This is a genomic window from Verrucomicrobiia bacterium (assembly GCA_035946615.1).
Lineage (GTDB): Bacteria > Verrucomicrobiota > Verrucomicrobiia > Limisphaerales > UBA8199 > DASYZB01.
The window spans coordinates 1-19,436 of record DASYZB010000134.1 but is presented as its reverse complement, the minus strand read 5'-3'; the positions used below and the strand labels follow the sequence as shown (position 1 = coordinate 19,436).

Here is a 19,436-nt window from a genome sequence, read left to right as displayed (position 1 = left end):
GCAACTCTTTAGTGAGCATTAAACTTCATCGGTCACAGGCTCCAGAACTTTGGCCCCGCCCATCGGATGGTGCGGGTCGGATTGAGGTGTAACGCCTTTGATCTCGGAAATGGCGATCATCGGGATAAAGCGGATAAAGAGCAGGAAACAAGTAAAGAAAAGACCAAACGTGCCGATGTAAGTGCACACATCCACCCAGGTCGGATAGTAGTAGAACCAGTTTGAAGGCAGAAAATCGCGGTACAACGAGATGACGATGATGACAAACCGCTCGAACCACATACCGACATTGACGAGGATGGATATGATGAAGACCACGACGAGGTTCCGGCGTATGCGTTTGAACCAGAACAACTGCGGAATCAAGGCATTGCAGGAGATCATCGGAATCCAGGCCCATTGGAACGGCCCGAGCGCGCGATTCAGGAAATGGAACTGTTCGTTGGGATTACCGCTATACCAGGCGATGAAAAACTCCATGGCGTATGCATAACCGACCATCGAACCGGTCGCCAGAGTCACTTTACACATCAGATCGATGTGCCGCATCGTAATGATGTCCTGGAGCTTAAACATGGAGCGTAGCGGGATGAGCAGCATCAATACCATGCCAAAGCCCGAAAAAACCGCTCCCGCGACGAAATAAGGGGGGAAGATGGTCGTGTGCCAGCCGGGTAATTGCGAGACAGAGAAATCCAACGAGACGATTGAATGGACCGAGAGGACGAGTGGCGTCGAGAGGCCCGCCAGAATCAGATAGGCCTTTTCGTAATTGCTCCAGTGGCGGTTCGAGCCGGTCCAGCCCAGCGCGAAGAGGCCGTAGCCAAACTGGCGCAGCCGGGTCTTGGCACGGTCACGCATGACCGCCAAATCCGGAATCAATCCCATATACCAGAACAGGACCGACACCGTAAAGTAAGTCGAGACGGCAAAAACATCCCACATGAGCGGTGAAAGGAACTGGGGCCAGATGGAGTTGGAGTTGGGGATGGGGAACAGCCACCAATCATACCAGACGCGTCCGACGTGGAGCGCGGGATAGATGCCGGCGCACATCACCGCGAAGATTGTCATTGCCTCGGCGGCGCGATTGACTGCGGTGCGCCAGCGCTGGCGCAGCAGGAACAGAATCGCCGAGATAAGCGTTCCGGCGTGGCCGATGCCGATCCACCAAACGAAATTGACGATGTCCCAGGCCCACATGACCGGGTGATTATTTCCCCAAACTCCGACACCGGTGGAAATCTGGTAGCTGATCATAAACATCAGCATGCCCAAAGCCAAAACGCTCGGGGCAAACAGCGCCCACCACCAAAAGGGCGGGCGGTCCTCGATGAGGGAGGCGACCCTGTTGGAAATCCAGCCGAAGCCGTGGAGATTGGCGACGTAAGGTTGGCGCTGCAACTCCAGCGGCGGCTGCGGCACATCGAGCGAGGCGATATGTGTAAACTGCTCTGCTTTGCCAGGTCCAGCCATTAGCGCGTCTCCTTGGTGGTTGGCTCCTCGAATGGATTCCCCATCCTCTGCTCGTATTCCTGGAGAGTCATTGGGCCTGCGGGTTGATAATCCGGCATCCTGGGATTTGGGTTGCGCACCCGGGCCAGGTACGTTGTGCGCGGCTTGGTCAGCAGCACCTGGAGCACCGTGTAATCGCGATCAAGCTGCTTGAGCTTCGAGACGCGGCTATTCGGGTCCTTGAGATTGCCAAAAACAATCGCCTCGGCAGGGCAGGCCTGAGCGCAGGCGGTGGTGAACGAATCGGTGGGCACAATGACATCGCCCGAGGCGCCAGCCTTTATTTTCTGGGCGATCTCAGCCTGCTGAATGCGCTGCAAGCAGAAGGTGCATTTCTCCATCACCCCGCGCATCCGCACCGTGACATCGGGGTTTTCTCGCATCCGGATAAGGTCCCACTCGTCGTCTTTGCGGTGGCCAAAGGGTCCAAGGTAATGCTGGCCAATCGGGCGCTTGTTGTAATCGAAGAAGTTGAACCGGCGTACCTTGTAGGGGCAGTTGTTGGAGCAATAACGGGTGCCAACGCAGCGATTGTAGGTCATCACATTGAGCCCTTCCTGGTCATGGGAGGTCGCATTGACGGGGCAGACATTCTCGCACGGAGCGGCTTCACAATGCTGGCAGAGCATGGGTTGGACGACGACCTGCGGGTTGTCTATCCAGGGCTCGAACTGTTGCTGGCTATCCCATTTGAATGTATCGAAAAACTCGCGGTGCGCCTCAGGACTATGGCGTGGGGCGAGCGGATGGCCGGCGTAATAGCGGTCGATGCGCAGCCAGTGCATCTCGCGCCCGCGGCTGACCTGGTTCTTGCCGACGATCGGCACATTGTTCTCGCTTTGGCAGGCCACCATGCAGGCCGAACAACCAACACACTTGTTCAAATCAACCGACATGCCCCATTGGTGCAGTCCCTTCGTCTTGAGTTGATCGAATGGATTGGGATACAGCGGGGCAACGATGGGCGATTCCTCGACCTCCATGCGTTTGGCGAAGTCCGGGTGTTGGCGGTACTCCTCGAGATTGGCTTCGCGAATGATGGGCCGGCCTTCGAGCGACCAATGATGCTGGGTGCAGGAGATGGGATACGTTAAGTCCACCGCGCGGACCATGGCCCCGAGGGCGACATTCTGCGCTTGCGCAGTGCGCAACGGATAGACGTTGAATCCGGTTCCCTGCCCCACACGGCCAGTCCTCTCCTTACCGTAGCCCAGGGCCAGGCCCAACGAGTAATCCGCCATCCCCGGCTGGACCCAGACCGGGCCGCGCACGCTGCGCCCGGCCAGGGTAATCTCGATGACATCCGAGTTCTTAATCCCAAGCTCCTGGGCCGTCTTGCGGCTCATCAGAACGGCATTGTCCCAAACGATTTTGGTAATGGGATCGGGCAATTCCTGCAGCCAACCGTTGTTGTTGTACCGCCCGTCATCGACGCTGTAATCGCGATGAAAAACCACTTCGAGATTGTTCTTATCAGGAGTGCGGCTCAGGCCTGCCCCAGCCGGTTGCTGGAGAGGCGGCGCCCCGTTCATTGCGACTTCGACAGGTTTCGCCGAGGAAGCAGCCAAAAACCCATCGAACAGGAATTTGCGCCATGCCCCCTCCTTATCAGCATCCTGGACCATCCCGGCGAAAGTCTCCCGCACGACGCCATAGGGGTCGGTGACATCGGCGCCGGCGATGCGGGCCAGCACTTCCAATTCCGTAATGCCTCCAAACAACGGTGCGATCAAAGGCTGGATGGGAACCAGGGTGCCGTCGCTGGTGTGGGCGTCGCCCCATGATTCCAGGAAATGTGCAGCAGGAAAATGCCAGTCACAAAGGGGAAAGGTTTCGTCTTCGTAATAACCCAGGCGGGCGACCATTTTGGCTTTGCGCTGTGTGTTGGCCCAATCCAGGTCGGCTGGAGCGGTATAGACGGGGTTGCCTCCAAGAATCACAAGCGTCTGGACCTGCCCCGCTTTTAGGGCCTCGGCCAGTTGAGCGATTCCTTCCTCTTTGCTTTCCGGCGCCTGGTGGAAGACGACCGTTTTACCCAGGTTCCCGAGGTGCGCGTTCATGGCCCAAGCTAACACGTGCACTTCGAGCGGCTGGCGATAGCCGGCCACAACCAGCGAGTGTCCCGCATTAGCCTGGAGGTCTTTGGCGCATTCGGATGCCCATTTAGGATCAACTCCCGCCGGCAAGGCGTCCGTATTGCCGCCGCCATTCAAAAGCTGGGCGGCCAAAGCCAAGGCAATCTGCAGAACCGCGCTGCTGGGCAGGCGCAGGCGATGATCGGCGTTGAGGCCGGTAATGCTCATGAGGCTCTCGACCACATACAGCCGGTTGAGAGTGTCCTCGGGTTTCTCGATGTGACGCCGTTGCGCAAACCGCCGGATATTGACGTGGGCATTCGGCTCAGCCCCCATGAAATCGCAATCGAGCGAGACCACGACGTCTGCCTTGTCAAAGAGGTAATAGGGGCGGACACCCTTCCCAAAGGCCTGCGTTGCGGCCCGCCGATGAATATCCAAATCCACCGGCTCATAAACATACCAACGAGACTGTGGGCATTTTTGGCTAATCAGATTCTGAAGCCGCTGCCGGGAGGGTGAGCTGCTGCGCTCCAGGAGGAAGGCCAAACCGGCTCCACCGTTGCCTTGAGCCGTTCGCGAAAGCTGAGTCAGGAAATCGGTTGCCCCTTCGACTGTCGCGTTTTTGCCTTCGGTGGTGAAGCGCGCGGCGCGGTCCGGGTCATAAAGAGTGAGCGTCGCCGACTGGGCGTAGAGGTCAGTTCCGCCGTTGCTGTCTGGGTGAAAGCTGTTGCCCTCGATTTTGGTGGGGCGCCCATCGTTGGATTTAACCACCAGCGGAATGGCGCTGTCGCGACAGGGCATGGCGGTGGCGTAATACTCAGGCACGCCATGATAATAATGCTCGGGCATTTTGCCGAAGGGCTCGAGCTTCTCGACGGGACGCCGGCAGCCGCTGGTTCCCAGGCCCACCCCGGCCAGCACGAACGACGCGCCCATTATCTTCATGAAATGCCGGCGGGTGACCGGGTCCTCCAATTCGCTGGCCCCGGCCGGAAATTCGCGCTCGACCCATTGCTTGAACTCAGGCGCGCCGGCCAGTTGATCCAGGCTGCGCCAATAGACCCGCCCGGACTGCCGCGCGGGTGCGCCCAACGCCTCCCCCGCCTCTGGCTGAGCAGGGGGTTGGCTTTGGGATTGAGGCTGATTGGGAAGGGTCTGTTTCATCGGTGGCATGCGGAACAGTTTTGGAGCGACTCGACATGCCATTGTTTCATCGCGCGTTGCCCGAACTCGCGCTGCTTTTCAGGCGATGCGGGTTTCCAGTTTAAATCCGTTATCTTGTCCAGTGGCCGCAGCTTCAGCTCCGGATGCCGGTGGCAATCGAGGCAAAAGGTCATCGACAAAGGTTGGTATTGATAGACCTCATCCATCTTGTTGATGGGGCCGTGGCATTCAACGCAACTGATCCCGCGGTCCACGTGAACCGAGTGGTTGAAATAAACAAAATCCGGCACGCGATGGATTTGAATCCACGGAACGGGCCGGCCACTTGCGGCGCTATCCCGCACCAGGGCCAGGCGTGGATCATCCTTGAGCACCTGGTTGTGGCAATTCATACAGGTCGAGCTGGCCGGGATATTTGAAAGCCACGATTTCTCAACCGCGTTGTGACAGTAGCGGCAATCGATGCCAAGCTGCCCGGCATGGGTTGCGTGCGAAAAGGCTACGGGCTGGATCGGCTGATAACCCACCCGCGCGTATTTCGGCGTCAGGTAGTACCATGCCGCGGCCACCACCAAGCCGCCGGCCAACACGTTGCCGGCTATCATTTTGACCGGCAGAGTATTGGTCCATTTGGGGAAAATCGCTGACATCGCGCGGTCCCTTAGTGCCCCCAAGCCGCGCTGGCGAGGTTCTGGAAGATGCGGTTCATCGGTTCACATCGTCAAAGAGCCAATAATTGTTTGTGCATTTGTACTAAACGTCAATTGTTTTAATTATAGCAATTTTCGACAACCCACGCCGCGGACCGCCCAAAACACACCCTCAGAAGAAAAATTGGTGCCAGCCAAAATAACTAGACCTTCCTTGGGCGCTGCGCAAGGGGTCAACGAAAGATTTCGGTCTGGTTAATAATTCGGATAAGCGGGTGCTTATCAGCACCCTCCAGTCGTCGGCGCGTCCATTCGCGCCCTTCTTCTAAAACTTCCATCTCAATCTCGCGCAGGGAGCGCGGCCGCTTTTTATCCGAGGTCACATGTCCTTTCGTTCGGTTAATGGTTGCTTTCCTCGGATGAGGAACCGCTTACGACCCTTCCATTATGGTGGTAGTGTCAAGATGCGCTCAGACTTTATCCAATCTCGACCGTGAAGTCGCGGCCCTCCCACCGATCGGTCCAGCGCAATGTAAAAACGATCCGACTTCCGGGCCCCAATTCGTTGGCGGGCAGGTCAGCAATCCAACAATCCAGCCCGCTGTCGGCCGCTTCGGTGTCCTGAACGGTTTTCCATCCATCCAGGCTCCAGTGGACCGTGACGGGGGCCTCTGTGATGATGCGCAGTCGTTTCCCAGCCGCAATGCGCGGCGGCCGGTGCGCTAAAGTCCACATTTCTATCGCGCTTGCCGTGCGCCGCCGCGCATAACGTTCACACGCCGGCGAAATGCAGTCGAAACTCACTCCCTCCTTGCGGCTGCGAACCAAGGAAATGTACTCGCCGTGGGCCCAGCAAAGAGGCATAGCCGCGCCGGTCGGGCAACCGCTCCGCAGGCTGCATTGGGGCAAATCTTCGGCATCCCAGACCTGCTCCGGAAGCATGCCGCCGTCATTTGCGAAATTCTCGATGGCACGAATGAAGGCCAGCGGGTCATGGCCGGCAGCCAACTCGTAATGGGCGCGCTCGCCAGTGAGCAAGGGCCAACAACGCCCAACGCCGATACCATCAAAGGCGCTTCCGTCGTCTTTTTGGCCGTAGCCATCGTGATTGTAGCGCCGCCAGCAGGGACCCTGGGGCAAATCACACTTCAGCACGTGGTCCGCGACCGAAATCGAATCAACCACCACCGGGTCGAGCGGCGCACGAATGCCCAAACGCACCAGCTCGAGGAAATCGGCGCTGACAATGTTGCGGGCGGGATGAACACCGCCGCCGTTGGCAATTTGTATGAGCGCTGTATTCGGGTCCGAGACCTGGTCAGGTTGATCCGGGTCAGCGGGATTGATTCGAATATAATGTCTCGGTTTGCCTGGAAGCAGTTCGCCGCAATCGGTGGTTGTCCATCCTTCCAGATGTGCGGAGAGCCAGTCCGCGTAATCAAGGATGAACGCAGCCGCATCTTTTCCCGCGCGCTCCTGCGCAAACTCGGAGGCGCAGACCAGGGCGGCGATGACCCAGGCCAGGGTGGACGGGGAATAGCCGGAGTTCTCCTCCCAGCGTTCCTGGCCGGTGACGGGGCCTTTGAGGATGAGGTATCGGGCAGCGCGAAAAACTAGGGTCCATGGATCGAACAAACCGAGGGCGTTGGCCTGGCGCAGCCGCCAGGCCAAAAGAATCGGGGCCGCCACCTCGTCGAGTTGTTTCCCTTGCCAATAGGCCTTCCCGTCGATCCAGCTATTCTGGGGCACCGCCCCGTCAGCCGCCTGGATGGCCGCCAGCCAGATGAGCGAGCGCAGCGGCGTAGCGGTCTGCCCCGCAGCCAGCAGCGCCGTAGCGCTTTTAACCAGATCACGTGTCCAGACCAGATGATAGCCACCGAGGTCCGTATCGCTCTTGGTCTCGCCCCAGGGTATGCTCATCGAGGCCACGAGGGCGCCTGGGAAAATTTTGTCTTCATGTGCCAGAAGGATGAGCCGGCTCAGGCGGAAGAGGTGGCCCTCATCGCCGGTCTGTTCGCGCAGGTCGGAATGGGAATTGACCGAGGTGCGTTGCCATTGTTTGATAAAGTGTTCGCGGTGCTGGTCGAAAGGGATGGCCAACGATTGGAGCAATTTGGTGGAAGCGCTTTGGGAACTGCGTCCGAATGCGGCCCCGATGACGAATTGGTTGTCATGCGACAGGGCGATTTCGGCAGTCAGCGCGATGTTGCCATCCTCCGCCTTTTGAAACGTCCAATCCATTTTGAAATTATCCATCAAATCCTGCCAGCCGTCGCTCGAACCAACATAACCAACGGAGCGGCGGGTGAAGTCGGGCAAGGCGCCAAAGACCATGTGCAATTCCTCACGCTGCACATGAAAGACGGGGCGGCAATCGATATCGAACCACCAGGCGGAGTTATGCTGGCCGAGCCCCTTCATGTGCGGCGCCAGCAACGCGTATATCTTGAGCTTGCCTCGTAACGACTCGTCGAGAATTTCCAGCCGCGTGCGCATGAGAAACACCGATGAATGGGGATCGGCGAGGATTTCTTTAATCAATCGATACCGGTGGTTCGGCTCGGAATTGGTGATCAGGTAATAGAGTGTGCTTTGCTCGGGGTATTGGATTTGGTGGTCGAGATCGCGGCGTTCCTCATGGCAAAAGGTCTCCCCGTCAGTAATCAGGAACTGGAGGTCGCGGGTATTGGGGCAATCGACATTCGGATAATAGATTTCATTGACGATGCCGTGGCTCAGGGTGAACCACACCCGGCAGCTTGTGTGATAGGCGGTGCCGATGCCTTCCTTATTGCTGCGGGTCCAACGCGGTTCGATGCCAGGCGCCCCGAAAGCGGTGCTGTCGCTTTGTGATTCCATTGCGTGCAAAATAGCCCATGTACCATGCGGTGCAATACGGGTGAATGACAGGGCCGTTGGATATTGCCCGAACCTACCTTGTCCTCACCCTGTAAAAACGCATGGATGTTCCTGGCGAAAGCGGGTCGGTAATGATGACTTGGTGGATGGTGGACAGGGGGTCCAGGACCGCCAGCAATTGCCAGGCGCCGCCCGAGACGGTGTCACTATACTCGATATACGCGCCGGCATTGGCCGGTGCGGTGAACTCTATTTGGACTGCGTTGGACGAGGTAAGAGAGATTTGCGGGAAGATGCCCGGTGTGAGCAGGTAGGCATGCGTTTGAAAAGATGCGTTCTGTCCCGAGCCCACGATTTGGCCGTTGTCGTTGATGCCGTTGGCGTCGAGCAAGGTCCAGCCCGAAGCGGCAGGAATGAGGTTGTTCAGATCGGTGATCATGCCACCCGCGTAAGTGAAGGCACGCCCAGGTTTCTCATAGGCACTCACGGTCCCTACGATTTGGCCGTAGGTATTAATCGCCGCAGGCACGACATTGGTCTGCGCGCCGCCGAAGTCCCCCAGATCGGTCAGCGAACCGGCACGGTAGAGGAAGCCCCGTGTGACCGTCGGCCCACCGGTGCTGACTGCCCCGGCATAGCCCACGACCTGGCCGGCGTCGTTAATGGCGAGCGCCTGGATAGCCGGATAACTGCCGAGGTCGCCGAGCGCAGTCATCATGCCGTTGCTGTAAATAAATGCCGTGTCGGACAAAGAGCTGTTGTTGAGCCAGGAGTCGCCCGCGACCTGACCCAGATTGTTGATGGCGTAGGCGAAGCTGGCCGTCCCCCCCCAGTGTGCCCAGATCGGTCAGGCTCCCGTTTTCATATAAAAATGCGCGCTGCGTTCCAGGGCCAAGAGTCCAGCCAACCACCTGGCTGCTATCGTTGATGGCGTGGGCCTTGGACTGTTGCGAGCCCGGCAGAACTCCCAGGTCGCTCATCTGCCCCTGGCTGAACAGAAAAGCGTGCAGCACACCGTTGGTGGTTGAGGACTGCCCCACAATTTCACCCTTGTTGTTGATGCCATAGGCCGCGCTGCTGCTGGTCGTTCCTTGCCCGGTATTGTAAGTTCCGAGAACGCTCAGGTCCGTCATGATACCGTTGCTGTAAACAAAAGCGTGAGCCAGGACCGCATTGTTGTTCGCGAGATCGGCGCGTCCAACGATCTGGCCCAGGTTGTTAATGGCGTTAGCAGAGCTTTGGGCTCCGCCCAAGGTGCCCAGATCGGAAATTGAATACAGGGGGGTCGCCGCCCGCGCACCCACGAGGCAGGCCATCGCGCCCAGTGCCACAACCGAGCCGGCGCGCGCAAGGTTTCCCGGGTTGCTCATGTCGCTATTCAAACACAAGATATTCGCCTGGCAAATTGCATTTGAGAATTGGCGCGCAGCGATGTGCGGGCCACCGGCCCCCTTCATGCCTCCCAGACCCTTTTCGACCTGATAGCGGTCTTACTCGCGTCCCTCGGCTGGGGTGCCGTTTCGAGCGATCCGCTGAATACTGGTAACCAGCAAAGAGGATAGAAAATGCTGAGTTCCATCTGGCTCCTCGATAGTGATTTGCGGAACGTCGCTGGCAGCCGCAAGCACATAATCAGGGTGATCAATTCGGTAGTCCCGCCCATCGGCCATCCGCATGATAAACGGCTGAAACGGACTGGCGTGCAGTAGTTCCCTGATTCGCGCCTTCATGCAACTAAACTCTAATCAATTCCCACAATGCTGTCCATTGGCGCTTTTGCCAAACCCCGAGCCAGTCACGCTGAGAACGCCAAAGAAGCGAAACCGGCGAAACCCCTTGAGATTTGAGTTGAGGTACTCATAACCTTTTCGGAAATGAAAGCCACTGATGGACGAAGAGCGAGGGTATGAGCCAGCCACAGAAGAAAGGAAAAGCACATGCTAAAAGACTGGCGCAAAATCCATTCGAAAACTCAAAAACGTGCCAGGGTTCGACGAGCACGAAAAGCTGCTCTGCGCCCGCAGTCTAACCGCCACACCCGGGGAACGCTGGCATATGAACGAGACCTTTCTCCGCTCCCTCGGCTTATGGGGACGCCCCAGTCTGAAAAAATTCGGTCCACCTCGTCGGGAGATCCGCCGCGGTTCATCGGATTTGAGTTCGCGGTGGCAAAGGACTTCGACGCCCTGAGCCGCCGAGCGGCGCAGATCATCATCCGCGCCCTGAAGGAACGGCCCAGTCTGTTGCTGTGCGCTTCGGCTGGCGGCACACCCACCGGCGCGTATCAGCTCTTGGCGACCCGGCGCACGAGGCACCCGGAGCTGTTTCGTCAGATGCGCGTGCTCCAAATCGACGAATGGGGCGGCCTCCCAGCCGGCTGTGCCGCCAGTTGTGAAGCGGACCTCAAGGAGAAACTGCTGAAACCGCTGGGCATCGATGCAGGGCGGTATTCCGTATTTAAAACCGACGCGTCTGACCCCCAGGCGGAGTGCCTGCGGATGCAGCGCTGGCTGGGCGCGCACGGACCGATTGACATTTGCATTCTGGGCCTGGGAATCAACGGGCATGTGGCTATGAACGAACCGGCGGCTGATTTGGTTCCGCAGGCGCATGTGGCGAAACTGTCGAAAAGTTCGCTGGCTCACGCCATGCTCAAGGGTCTCAAACAGAAACCAAGGTATGGCCTCACCATTGGGATGGGGGACATTTTGCGCTCGCAAAGGATTCTGCTGCTGGTCAGCGGAGCAAAGAAACGCGAGGCTATGAAACGCCTGCTGCGGCCGCGGGTGAGCACGAGGTTTCCAGCTTCCTTTCTGTGGCTGCGCGGAAATACTACGGTCCTGTGCGATCGGCAGGCGATGGGAACTGAAGAATCCTATGTATAATCAAGTCAAAGTCGGCTTAATGGGATCGGGCTTCGTTGCAGCCATCCACACTGAGGCCCTCAAGCGCTGCCCTGACGCGGAGATTATGGCCGTGGCTTCGCCCACTGCCGCCAAAGCACAGGCCTTCGCCAAGAGCCAGGGTATTCCCCATTTTTTTACTGATTATCGCAAGCTATTGGAAATGGAGGAACTGGACCTGGTGGTCATCGGCATTCCAAACGACCTTCATTGTCAGGCCGTGGCCGATGCTGCCGCAGCCGGCAAGCATATTATTCTGGAGAAACCGATGTGCCTGAATCTGGCTGAAGCCGACCGCATGCTCGAGGCGTGCCGCAAGGCCGGCGTTAAATTCATGTACGCCGAGGAGCTGTGTTTCGCTCCCAAGTACGTTCGCATGAAACAACTGCTGGACAGCGGCGCTCTGGGCCAGCCTGTTCTCATCAAGCAATCCGAGAAGCATGATGGCCCGCATGCGCCACATTTCTGGGACGTGAACCGCGCCGGCGGCGGTGTGACGATGGACATGGGCTGCCACGCCATCGAGTTCTTCCGATGGATGCTGGGCCGGCCACCGATAAAATCGGTTTATGCGCAAATGGGCACACACGTACACAACCAAAAAACCCAGGGAGATGATAACGCCATTCTCATCCTGGAATTCGCCAACGGCGTCACCGCGATGGCGGAAGAGAGTTGGACCAAGCTTGGCGGGATGGATGATCGCGCTGAGGTCCACGGCTCCAAAGGAGTCGCCTATGCGGATTTGCTGCACGGCAACGCCATCGAAACTTACAGCGCCTCCGGCTACGATTACGCCGTTGAAAAGGCCGGCTCGACCGTTGGTTGGTCGTTCACGATTTACGAGGAAATCTGGAATTATGGTTTTGTGCACGAGATGGCCCATTTCGTCGATTGCGTGAAGAATGACAAGACGCCGCTGGTTACCGGGGGCGATGCGCGCGCGGTAATGGAAGTACTCTTCGCCGCCTATGAGTCCGCCGGCACGGGGCGCAAAGTGGCGCTCCCTTTCCGGACCCAGGCCGCTAAGCCCTTCGATTTGTGGAGAAAATCATAACCCCTCCAAAAGACCGGCACGTGAATTCCTCGGAGGGCTGGGTTCCACCAGGCCCTGATTAATGGGGGCTCGCGGGAGTTCGCTCCTCCGGCTTTGCCGGTCGCCACAGAAAATAAATGGGAACTCCAATTAAGACGATAGCCAACCCAGGCAAGGATGTGGCGGTCTTGTAAAAGAGCAGCACCACGAGAATGGCGCTGGCAGCCGCAAGGTACAGGCCCGGAATGATCGGATACCCAAAGGCGCGATAGGGCCGCTCCGCTTCGGGCCGTTTGCGACGGAGCACGAACAGCCCGGCGATGGTGAGCACATAAAAGATCAGGACGGCAAAGATGACATAATCAAGCAACACGCTATACAGATTGCCGTATTGAGGGTGGCCTGCGGTGTCCAGCAGCAGGGCCCCGCCAAAACCCCGAAGGCGGGTGCGCGGCAGCGCCAAGAGACAGGCCCAAAGGCATTGCAGGGCCAGGCCGGCGGCCGGCACGCTGCGCGCATTGAGCCGTCCCGTCTGTTTGAAAAAAAGCCCGTCCCGAGCCATGGCGTAATAAACACGGGCGCCGGAGAGGATGAGCCCGTTATTGCAGCCGAAGGTCGAAATCATGATGGCGACAGCCATCATCGCCGGCCCGGCCCCATGGAAGACTGTGGCCATGGCGGCGGTGGCCACCCGATCATCAGGGGCGCTCTGGATTGCTTCGAGAGGCAGCACAAAGAGATAGGCCAGGTTCGCCAGCAGATACAGGGCCGTCACCATGCCGGTGCCCAGTGCAAGGGACAGCGGCAGGTTGCGCCTGGGGTTTCTGACTTCACCCGCAGTAAAGGTCACATTATTCCATGCATCGGAAGAAAAGAGCGAGCCCACCTGTGCCACGCAGAACGCAACGAACAAGCCGAAAGCGCCACCGGCTGCCGAAATGGCGGGCAGCACTGCTAAATCGGGTTTGATAGTCGTAACGGGGCGGGGCGTCCACCAGTTCGTGAAGTTCGCACTAAGGACCTCTGAGTTCCGCCCGATAAAGAACCCAATCAGTATCAGCGCGACGAGTGAGAGCGCCTTGGCCGACGTGAAGATATTCTGGATCATCTTTCCGAGTCGGAGCCCGCGCATATTGATGGCGGTGAGGGCGATAATAATAAGAACGGCAACCAACTGCTGAGTCGATAGGCTAAGGGCATAGCTGGCGGACAGGTTGATGGGTGGGATGATCCAAGCGGTGGGCGAAATTCCGGGCGCCAGCGCACCCAGGAACCGGGAGAAGGCGACGGCCACAGCAGCGATGGTGCCGGTCTGAATGACTAGGAACAGGGTCCAGCCGTAAAGAAACCCCCAAAGCGGGCTGTAGGCCTCGCGCAAGTAGATGTACTGGCCGCCGGCCCGGGGCATCATCGCCGCCAACTCTCCATAACTGAGCGCCGCGCTCATCGTCAGCGCGCCGGTAACCACCCACGCCAGCAAGAGCCAGCCGCTGGCGCCCAAGTCGCGTGAAATATCAGCCGAGACAATGAACACCCCCGAGCCGATCATCGAGCCCGCTACGAGCATCGTGGCATCCATCAGGCCCAGGCCCTGAATGAAGCCTGTCTCGGTCGAGGAGGTTTGATTGAAGCTCTTCAAGCTCATCGATTCCCGGGCAGCGTTGGGGACGCCAAATTTCCAATCCGGCTGCGGCGCGCGCCATAGAAGAAATAAATTAGCAGGCCCCCTGCCATCCAAAGGAAAAAGCGCAGCCAGGTTATTTTGGGCAGTTCGGCCATTAAATAGGCGCAAGAAGCGATGGCTCCCAGCGGCACCCAGGGAACCAGCGGCGTCCGAAAAGGACGCCGGCGGCCCGGTTCGCGCCAACGCAGTATGATGATCCCTGCGGCAACCAGCGCGAAAGCGAACAGAGTGCCGATGTTGGTCAGTTCAACCAATTCGTTAATATTCGCGATGGACGAGCAGATGGCCACGACAATCCCCGTGATGAGAGTGGTGACATGTGGCGTGCGAAAGCGGGGATGCACGCGGGCCGCCCAGGGCGGCAACAGCCCATCACGTGCCATAGAGAAAAATATGCGCGGTTGGCCGGCTTGGTAAGGCACAAGCGCAGAAGTGGTGGCAACCACAGCCCCGAGCGCGATGAGGCTGGCCGTCCAATTCATGCCGAGTGACGAGAATGCGTACGCGAGGGGTTCGGCATTACCCAGCGTGCTCCATTTGGACATCCCCGTCAGCACGATGGCCACCGCGACGTACAGAATGGTGCAAATGACCAGGCTCGAAAGGATGCCGATGGGCATATCGCGTTGGGGATTGCCCGTCTCCTCCGCTGCAGTCGAGACGGCATCAAAACCGATATAAGCGAAAAAGATGATAGCTGCGGCGCTGGAGATGCCCTTTAGTCCGTTCGGGGCGAATGGGGTCCAGTTTTCAGGCCGGATGTACATCGTGCCGAGGATCAGGAAAAAACCGATAATGACCAGCTTGAGGACGACAAGGCCGGTGTTGAACCCCGCAGTCTCGCGGATGCCGATCAGGACGATCCAGGTCACCAGAGCCACGATGCCGAATGCCGGGAGGTTGAAAACCAGGGGCAAACCAAAAATGCGTGGGGCCAGTTTCAGCGCCGCGGCGTCGTGGAGCACCCCGGGATCGAGCTTAGCCAAATCCAGATGAGCGGCTTGGGCGCTGGCCACTTGCGCGGCAGCCTGAAAGGCCGACCGGAAATCAGTTCCCAACCAAGCGGGCACGTGCAGATGAAACGCCCCCAGAAAGGTCTGAAAGTAGGCTGACCACGAAACGGCGACGGCGGCGTTGCTGATTGCATATTCAAGGATCAAGTCCCACCCGATCATCCACGCAACCAATTCTCCTAGCGTGGCGTAAGCGTAAGTGTAGGCTGACCCGGAGACTGGAACCATGGCCGCAAACTCGGAATAGCAAAGCGCAGCGAACCCACAGGCCACCGCAACAATGATGAAGGACACAACAAGTGCCGGCCCCGCGCCAATGTGTTCACCACCTCCGGCTGCCGCGGTGCCGATTGTCGAAAAAATGCCAGCCCCAACGATGGCCCCGACACCGAGCATAGTGAGTTGAACCGGGCCAAGCGCTCGACGGAGCTGGTGCTGCGGCTCGGCGGTCTCGGCGACGAGTTTGTCGAGGGATTTGCGGCGAAAACAGTGGCTTAGCTGCATGATGAGCGCGGCCTATTCAGCAGTCTATAACATGAATCACATCTTTAATCCGCCGATGTTTCTCCCTCTCCCCTTCCGAAGGGGAGAGGGGTCCCTCTTGTGTGGTCCATCCCCAGTCCAAACCCGACCGCCCCCGGCCTCAATCGCGAATTTTGAGACCAGAAAGGGCGGGGCCGAACAGTATGGCGGCCGGGCAAACCAAAAGGTGGCGCCGTCCGTACGCTTGTGGCCGACGCCGAGGGCGGCGTCGGTTGCGCCCGTGGCGGGTGCGCTCCCCATTTCAACTGCATCGTCACGGCTAAGAGTGGCTGGCATGGCCAAAGCAGATTTCACAACCCGCCCAAGCGCAAGGAAAAAGACAAGGCGCCAAACCGGGGATGCGCAGAATTCGCATCACCGCCGCTAAAACTATTTGTCTTCGTTCATGCCGCGCCACTAGATTGAGGGTCTGATGCATTGGCTGCAATCGGTGGACGTGAGTCTGTTTCGTTTTGTCAATCAGGGGCTAGGCAACTCCGTGTTTGACATCGTTATGCCTTTCATCACCGGCAACAGCGTCTCCTTTCCACTGTTTCGAGCCGGTTTGGTGATAGCTGCCATTTTACTGGTCTGGAAAGGGGGCTTGCGTGGGACCATTTGCCTGTTGGTGGGCCTTTTGGCTTTGGCCCTGGGTGATGGCGCCATTTCCAACCTGATCAAGCACGCCGTGGCACGTGAGCGGCCTTTTCTGGCTCTGACGGGGGTGCATTGTCTGATAGGCAAAAGCGGGTCCGGCAGCATGCCCTCGGCGCACGCCACCAATTGGTTCGCCGCGACCATGGTGGGGCTGATCTATTATCGCCGGAGCCTCTGGTTCATGTTGCCTGCGGCCTTTCTGGTAGGCTTTTCGCGCGTGTACAATGGTGTGCATTACCCCAGCGACGTATTGGCTGGGGCAATGCTGGGCGCCGGCACTGCCGCTGCAACCGCCTGGCTCTTGGACAGCCTGTGGGTTTGGGCTGGTCAAAAATGGTTTCCGCTCTGGTGGGAGCGCGTCCCTTCTCTCCTGGCGCCACCCCGCGGGGGCGAGCTTGCGACCGAGGATTTTATGCCCGCACCAAGGCCTGCTGTGCGCGGGATTGCTCCAGCCGGATTTAAGGCCCCGCACGTAAGCCTGGATGCCCATTGGACCCGCCTGGGCTATCTGTTTATCGCCCTGGTGTTACTGGCACGGCTGGCCTATATCGCAAGCGGCGCCATCCAACTGGCCGAGGATGAAGCCTATCAATGGCTGTGGTCCAAGCATCTGGCGCTTTCCTACTTCAGCAAACCCCCGTTGATAGCCTATACTCAATTCCTTGGGACCCGCTTGTTCGGCGATACCGCCTTCGGCGTCCGCTTTTTCTCACCGGTTATTGCCGCGATAATCAGTGTGTTGCTGCTCCGCTTTTTCAACCGACACGTCAATGCCCGCGCTGGATTCTTTCTAATCCTGATTCTGAGTGCCACACCCCTGCTGGCGGCAGGCTCGCTGTTGATGACGATCGATCCGTTGTCCGTCCTGTTCTGGACAGCCGCCATGCTGGCTGGTTGGCGGGCTGTGCAGGAGAGAGGCGCTGCACGCGACTGGTTTTGGGCCGGCCTCTGGATGGGCCTGGGATTCCTCAGCAAATATACCGCGCTGTTCCAGATTGCTTCCTGGGCCCTCTTTTTTGCGCTATGGCCGCCGGCGCGCAAACATCTGCGCCGCCCCGGCCCGTATGTGGCGCTGCTTGTGAATCTCGTTTGCGCGTTGCCGGTGCTCATCTGGAACGCCCAACACCGGTGGATAACCGTCGCGCATGTCGCCGATGATGCGGGCGTGGGGCACCCCAGAGAGTTGACCTTAAGATTCCTGTTCGACTTCCTGGGCAGTGAAGCCGCCTTGCTCAATCCGGTATTCTTCGTGGCGATGGTTTGGGCATCCATCGTTTTCTGGCGGCGCAACCGCCATGATGCCCGGCTGCTCTATTTCTTCAGCATGGGTGCCCCGGTTTTCTTTGCTTACCTGCTGCTCTCATTTTTCTCACGTGTCCTGCCCAACTGGATCGCTCCTGCGGTGGTCCCTTGGTTCTGCCTGCTGGTCATCTACTGGGACACGCGCTGGCGGCTGGGCGGCTCGGCGCTGACCCCTCGACTGTTTAAAGGAGCCCTGGGTCTCGGCCTGGGACTTGGGTTCAGCATGGTCATCCTCGGCTCGCAAACCGACCTTTTGCAAAAGCTAACCGGGCGCTATTTGCCCGTGAACCGCGACCCGTTGCACCGGGTGCGTGAATGGAATACCACCGCCCGAGTCGTTGGCCAGGCCCGCGAACAGTTGCTCGCCGAAGGCAAGCCGGTCTTCATCGTGGCGGACCATTATGGGATGACGGGTGAGATTTCCTTTTACCTGCCGGAGGCCAAGGCGGAAGTTCAGGAGGAACCCCTGGTCTATTGCCGCAGCAGCGCAACTCCTGAGAACCAGTTTTACTTTTGGCCCGGTTACAACGCAAGAAAAGGACAAAATGCCATTTACGTGCGGGAATTGAACCGGGAGAATCCCCAACCCTGGCCGCCACCGGCCAGGCTCCTGGCCGAATTTGAATCCGTCACGCCGCTCGGCATCTCTAATGTGCTTTATCACGGGCAATTCCTCCTTCGCCCCCTACAGCTCTTTGCCTGTCGCGGGCTGCGATGACTTTGCGGCTGCCGGACCCCTCGATGTTTATCGAGGAGTCCCTGACATGAACTACATCTTATCGATGCTTCTCCCTCTCCCCTTCCGACTCGCCGCGCTGTCGTGCCGTCGCAGCGGCAAGGGACAGGGCCGGAGAGAGGTGCCCCTCTATGCGCAGTGCCTTCTCCCTCTCCCCTTCAGAAGGGGAGAGGGCCGGAGAGAGGGGTCCCTCTTATGAGTCCATCCCACGGTCCTCCCAGTAAGACATTTCCTGTCAGTGATTACGATCTCGACGCAACGCTCGACTCAGGCCAGGCCTTTCGATGGCGGCCTCAAGAGGGTGGCTGGGTGGGGGTAATCGCTTCCCACTGGGTCCGGCTGGAATCAAACGCCATGGGAATCCGCGCGCAAATCGCCGAGCCGGTAACGGATTGGAATTGGCTCATTGAATATCTGCAGCTCGAGCTGGACATCCAGGCGGTGTTGCAGAGCTTTCCCGAAGATGAACCGATGCGCGCGGCTGCGGCGGCTTGTCGTGGTTTGCGTTTGTTGCGCCAGGACCCTTGGGAATCCCTTGCTTCTTTTATTCTGTCTTCCACGAAACAAATTGTCCAAATCCGCCAGATTGTGTCGTTGCTCTGCGAGCGGTTCGGCCAGCCCATTCTCGCGCCTGCAGGGCACGCCCCGGCTTACGCCTTCCCCTCCCCTGCACGGCTGGCGGAGGCTGGAGAGGAAGAACTGCGCGCCTGCAAAATGGGCTTCCGAGCGCCCTACCTGCTTGCCACTGCGCGCCAAATTGCTCAGGGCCATTGCGATTTGGCAAACGTGGCGCAACTCCCGGTCGAGAGCGCTCGCGCCGTTTTGATGGAACTGCCTGGCGTGGGACGTAAAATTGCCGATTGCGTTTTGTTGTTCGCCTATGGCTTCCAACCCGCCTTTCCTGTCGATGTATGGGTCACGAAAGCCCTGCACCGGCTTTACTTTCCCAGGCGCCGTGTCAAACTCCAGCGGCTGCATCAGTTTGCCGCCCGCCATTTTGGACCCAATGCCGGTTATGCGCAGCAATACCTGTTTCATTACGCCCGGACCAAACTCCGGGTTTAATAACGTAAGTTCTCCCCAATTACCAAATCGCCGCAAAGATATGCCAACAGCGCAGAATGATGACTTGGCTGTCCCGGAGGGACATCCGACAATAGCCCAACGCTTCAGCGTTGGGGATGGGACCCTGCAACCCTTAGTCCCGGAGGGACGGCTCAACTTGTACCCTTGCGTTCTCCATTCAGCCGTCCCTCCGGGACTCACGCCCTCAAACGCCTCCCCAACGCTGAAGCGTTGGGCTATTCTCAATCATCC

Annotated in this window: 14 protein-coding genes; 5 read left to right on the top strand and 9 right to left on the bottom strand. The window is 58.7% G+C overall.

Annotated elements, in window-relative coordinates; genetic code table 11:
* Positions 1 to 18: 18 nt before the first annotated feature.
* The 7 genes from nrfD to VG146_19520 form a co-directional block, all read right to left on the bottom strand.
* A complete protein-coding gene (gene nrfD / locus VG146_19550) occupies positions 19 to 1,476 on the bottom strand; it encodes an NrfD/PsrC family molybdoenzyme membrane anchor subunit (GenBank protein ID HEV2394552.1) in 1,458 nt (485 codons plus the stop codon).
* Entirely contained in the window at positions 1,476 to 4,757 is a 3,282-nt protein-coding gene (locus VG146_19545; GenBank protein ID HEV2394551.1) for a TAT-variant-translocated molybdopterin oxidoreductase, read from the bottom strand. The genes nrfD and VG146_19545 overlap by 1 nt, the downstream gene beginning before the upstream one ends.
* Positions 4,754 to 5,407: a cytochrome c3 family protein gene (locus VG146_19540; GenBank protein HEV2394550.1), complete on the bottom strand. Its 654-nt coding sequence runs from the start codon at positions 5,405 to 5,407 to the stop codon at positions 4,754 to 4,756. Before VG146_19540 ends, VG146_19545 begins: the two co-directional genes overlap by 4 nt.
* 477 nt (positions 5,408 to 5,884) lie before the next feature.
* Entirely contained in the window at positions 5,885 to 8,266 is a 2,382-nt protein-coding gene (locus VG146_19535) for a glycoside hydrolase family 15 protein (GenBank protein HEV2394549.1), read from the bottom strand.
* Positions 8,267 to 8,339: 73 nt separating this feature from the next.
* Positions 8,340 to 8,984, bottom strand: a complete 645-nt coding sequence (locus tag VG146_19530) for a DUF3466 family protein (GenBank protein ID HEV2394548.1) — start codon at positions 8,982 to 8,984, stop codon at positions 8,340 to 8,342.
* The gene (locus VG146_19525; GenBank protein HEV2394547.1) at positions 8,926 to 9,636 is read right to left on the bottom strand and encodes a hypothetical protein; all 711 of its coding nucleotides are present in this window, start codon (positions 9,634 to 9,636) and stop codon (positions 8,926 to 8,928) included. Before VG146_19525 ends, VG146_19530 begins: the two co-directional genes overlap by 59 nt.
* A 120-nt stretch (positions 9,637 to 9,756) precedes the next feature.
* Positions 9,757 to 9,996 carry a hypothetical protein gene (locus VG146_19520; GenBank protein ID HEV2394546.1) on the bottom strand — a complete coding sequence of 80 codons (240 nt, stop codon included), beginning with the start codon at positions 9,994 to 9,996 and terminating at the stop codon, positions 9,757 to 9,759.
* Positions 9,997 to 10,431: 435 nt separating this feature from the next.
* Between VG146_19520 and VG146_19515 the strand changes: the two genes are divergently transcribed.
* Positions 10,432 to 11,151: a 6-phosphogluconolactonase gene (locus tag VG146_19515; protein HEV2394545.1), complete on the top strand. Its 720-nt coding sequence runs from the start codon at positions 10,432 to 10,434 to the stop codon at positions 11,149 to 11,151.
* On the top strand, positions 11,144 to 12,226 hold the full coding sequence (locus VG146_19510) for a Gfo/Idh/MocA family oxidoreductase (GenBank protein HEV2394544.1): 1,083 nt from the start codon (positions 11,144 to 11,146) through the stop codon (positions 12,224 to 12,226). Before VG146_19515 ends, VG146_19510 begins: the two co-directional genes overlap by 8 nt.
* A 58-nt stretch (positions 12,227 to 12,284) precedes the next feature.
* On the opposite strand, the gene VG146_19505 is transcribed toward VG146_19510, so the two are convergent.
* Together VG146_19505 and VG146_19500 are read right to left on the bottom strand one after the other, a co-directional pair.
* Positions 12,285 to 13,850 (bottom strand): amino acid permease, encoded by a 1,566-nt coding sequence (locus tag VG146_19505; protein HEV2394543.1) that lies wholly within the window; start codon positions 13,848 to 13,850, stop codon positions 12,285 to 12,287.
* Positions 13,847 to 15,406: an amino acid permease gene (locus VG146_19500; GenBank protein ID HEV2394542.1), complete on the bottom strand. Its 1,560-nt coding sequence runs from the start codon at positions 15,404 to 15,406 to the stop codon at positions 13,847 to 13,849. Before VG146_19500 ends, VG146_19505 begins: the two co-directional genes overlap by 4 nt.
* 451 nt (positions 15,407 to 15,857) lie before the next feature.
* Between VG146_19500 and VG146_19495 the strand changes: the two genes are divergently transcribed.
* From VG146_19495 to VG146_19485, 3 genes are all read left to right on the top strand, one after another.
* Positions 15,858 to 18,101 carry a glycosyltransferase family 39 protein gene (locus VG146_19495; GenBank protein HEV2394541.1) on the top strand — a complete coding sequence of 748 codons (2,244 nt, stop codon included), beginning with the start codon at positions 15,858 to 15,860 and terminating at the stop codon, positions 18,099 to 18,101.
* 213 nt (positions 18,102 to 18,314) lie between these two features.
* Positions 18,315 to 19,184: a DNA glycosylase gene (locus VG146_19490; GenBank protein HEV2394540.1), complete on the top strand. Its 870-nt coding sequence runs from the start codon at positions 18,315 to 18,317 to the stop codon at positions 19,182 to 19,184.
* Positions 19,185 to 19,224: 40 nt separating this feature from the next.
* Positions 19,225 to 19,436: hypothetical protein (locus VG146_19485; protein ID HEV2394539.1), on the top strand; the 212-nt coding region annotated here is incomplete at its 3' end.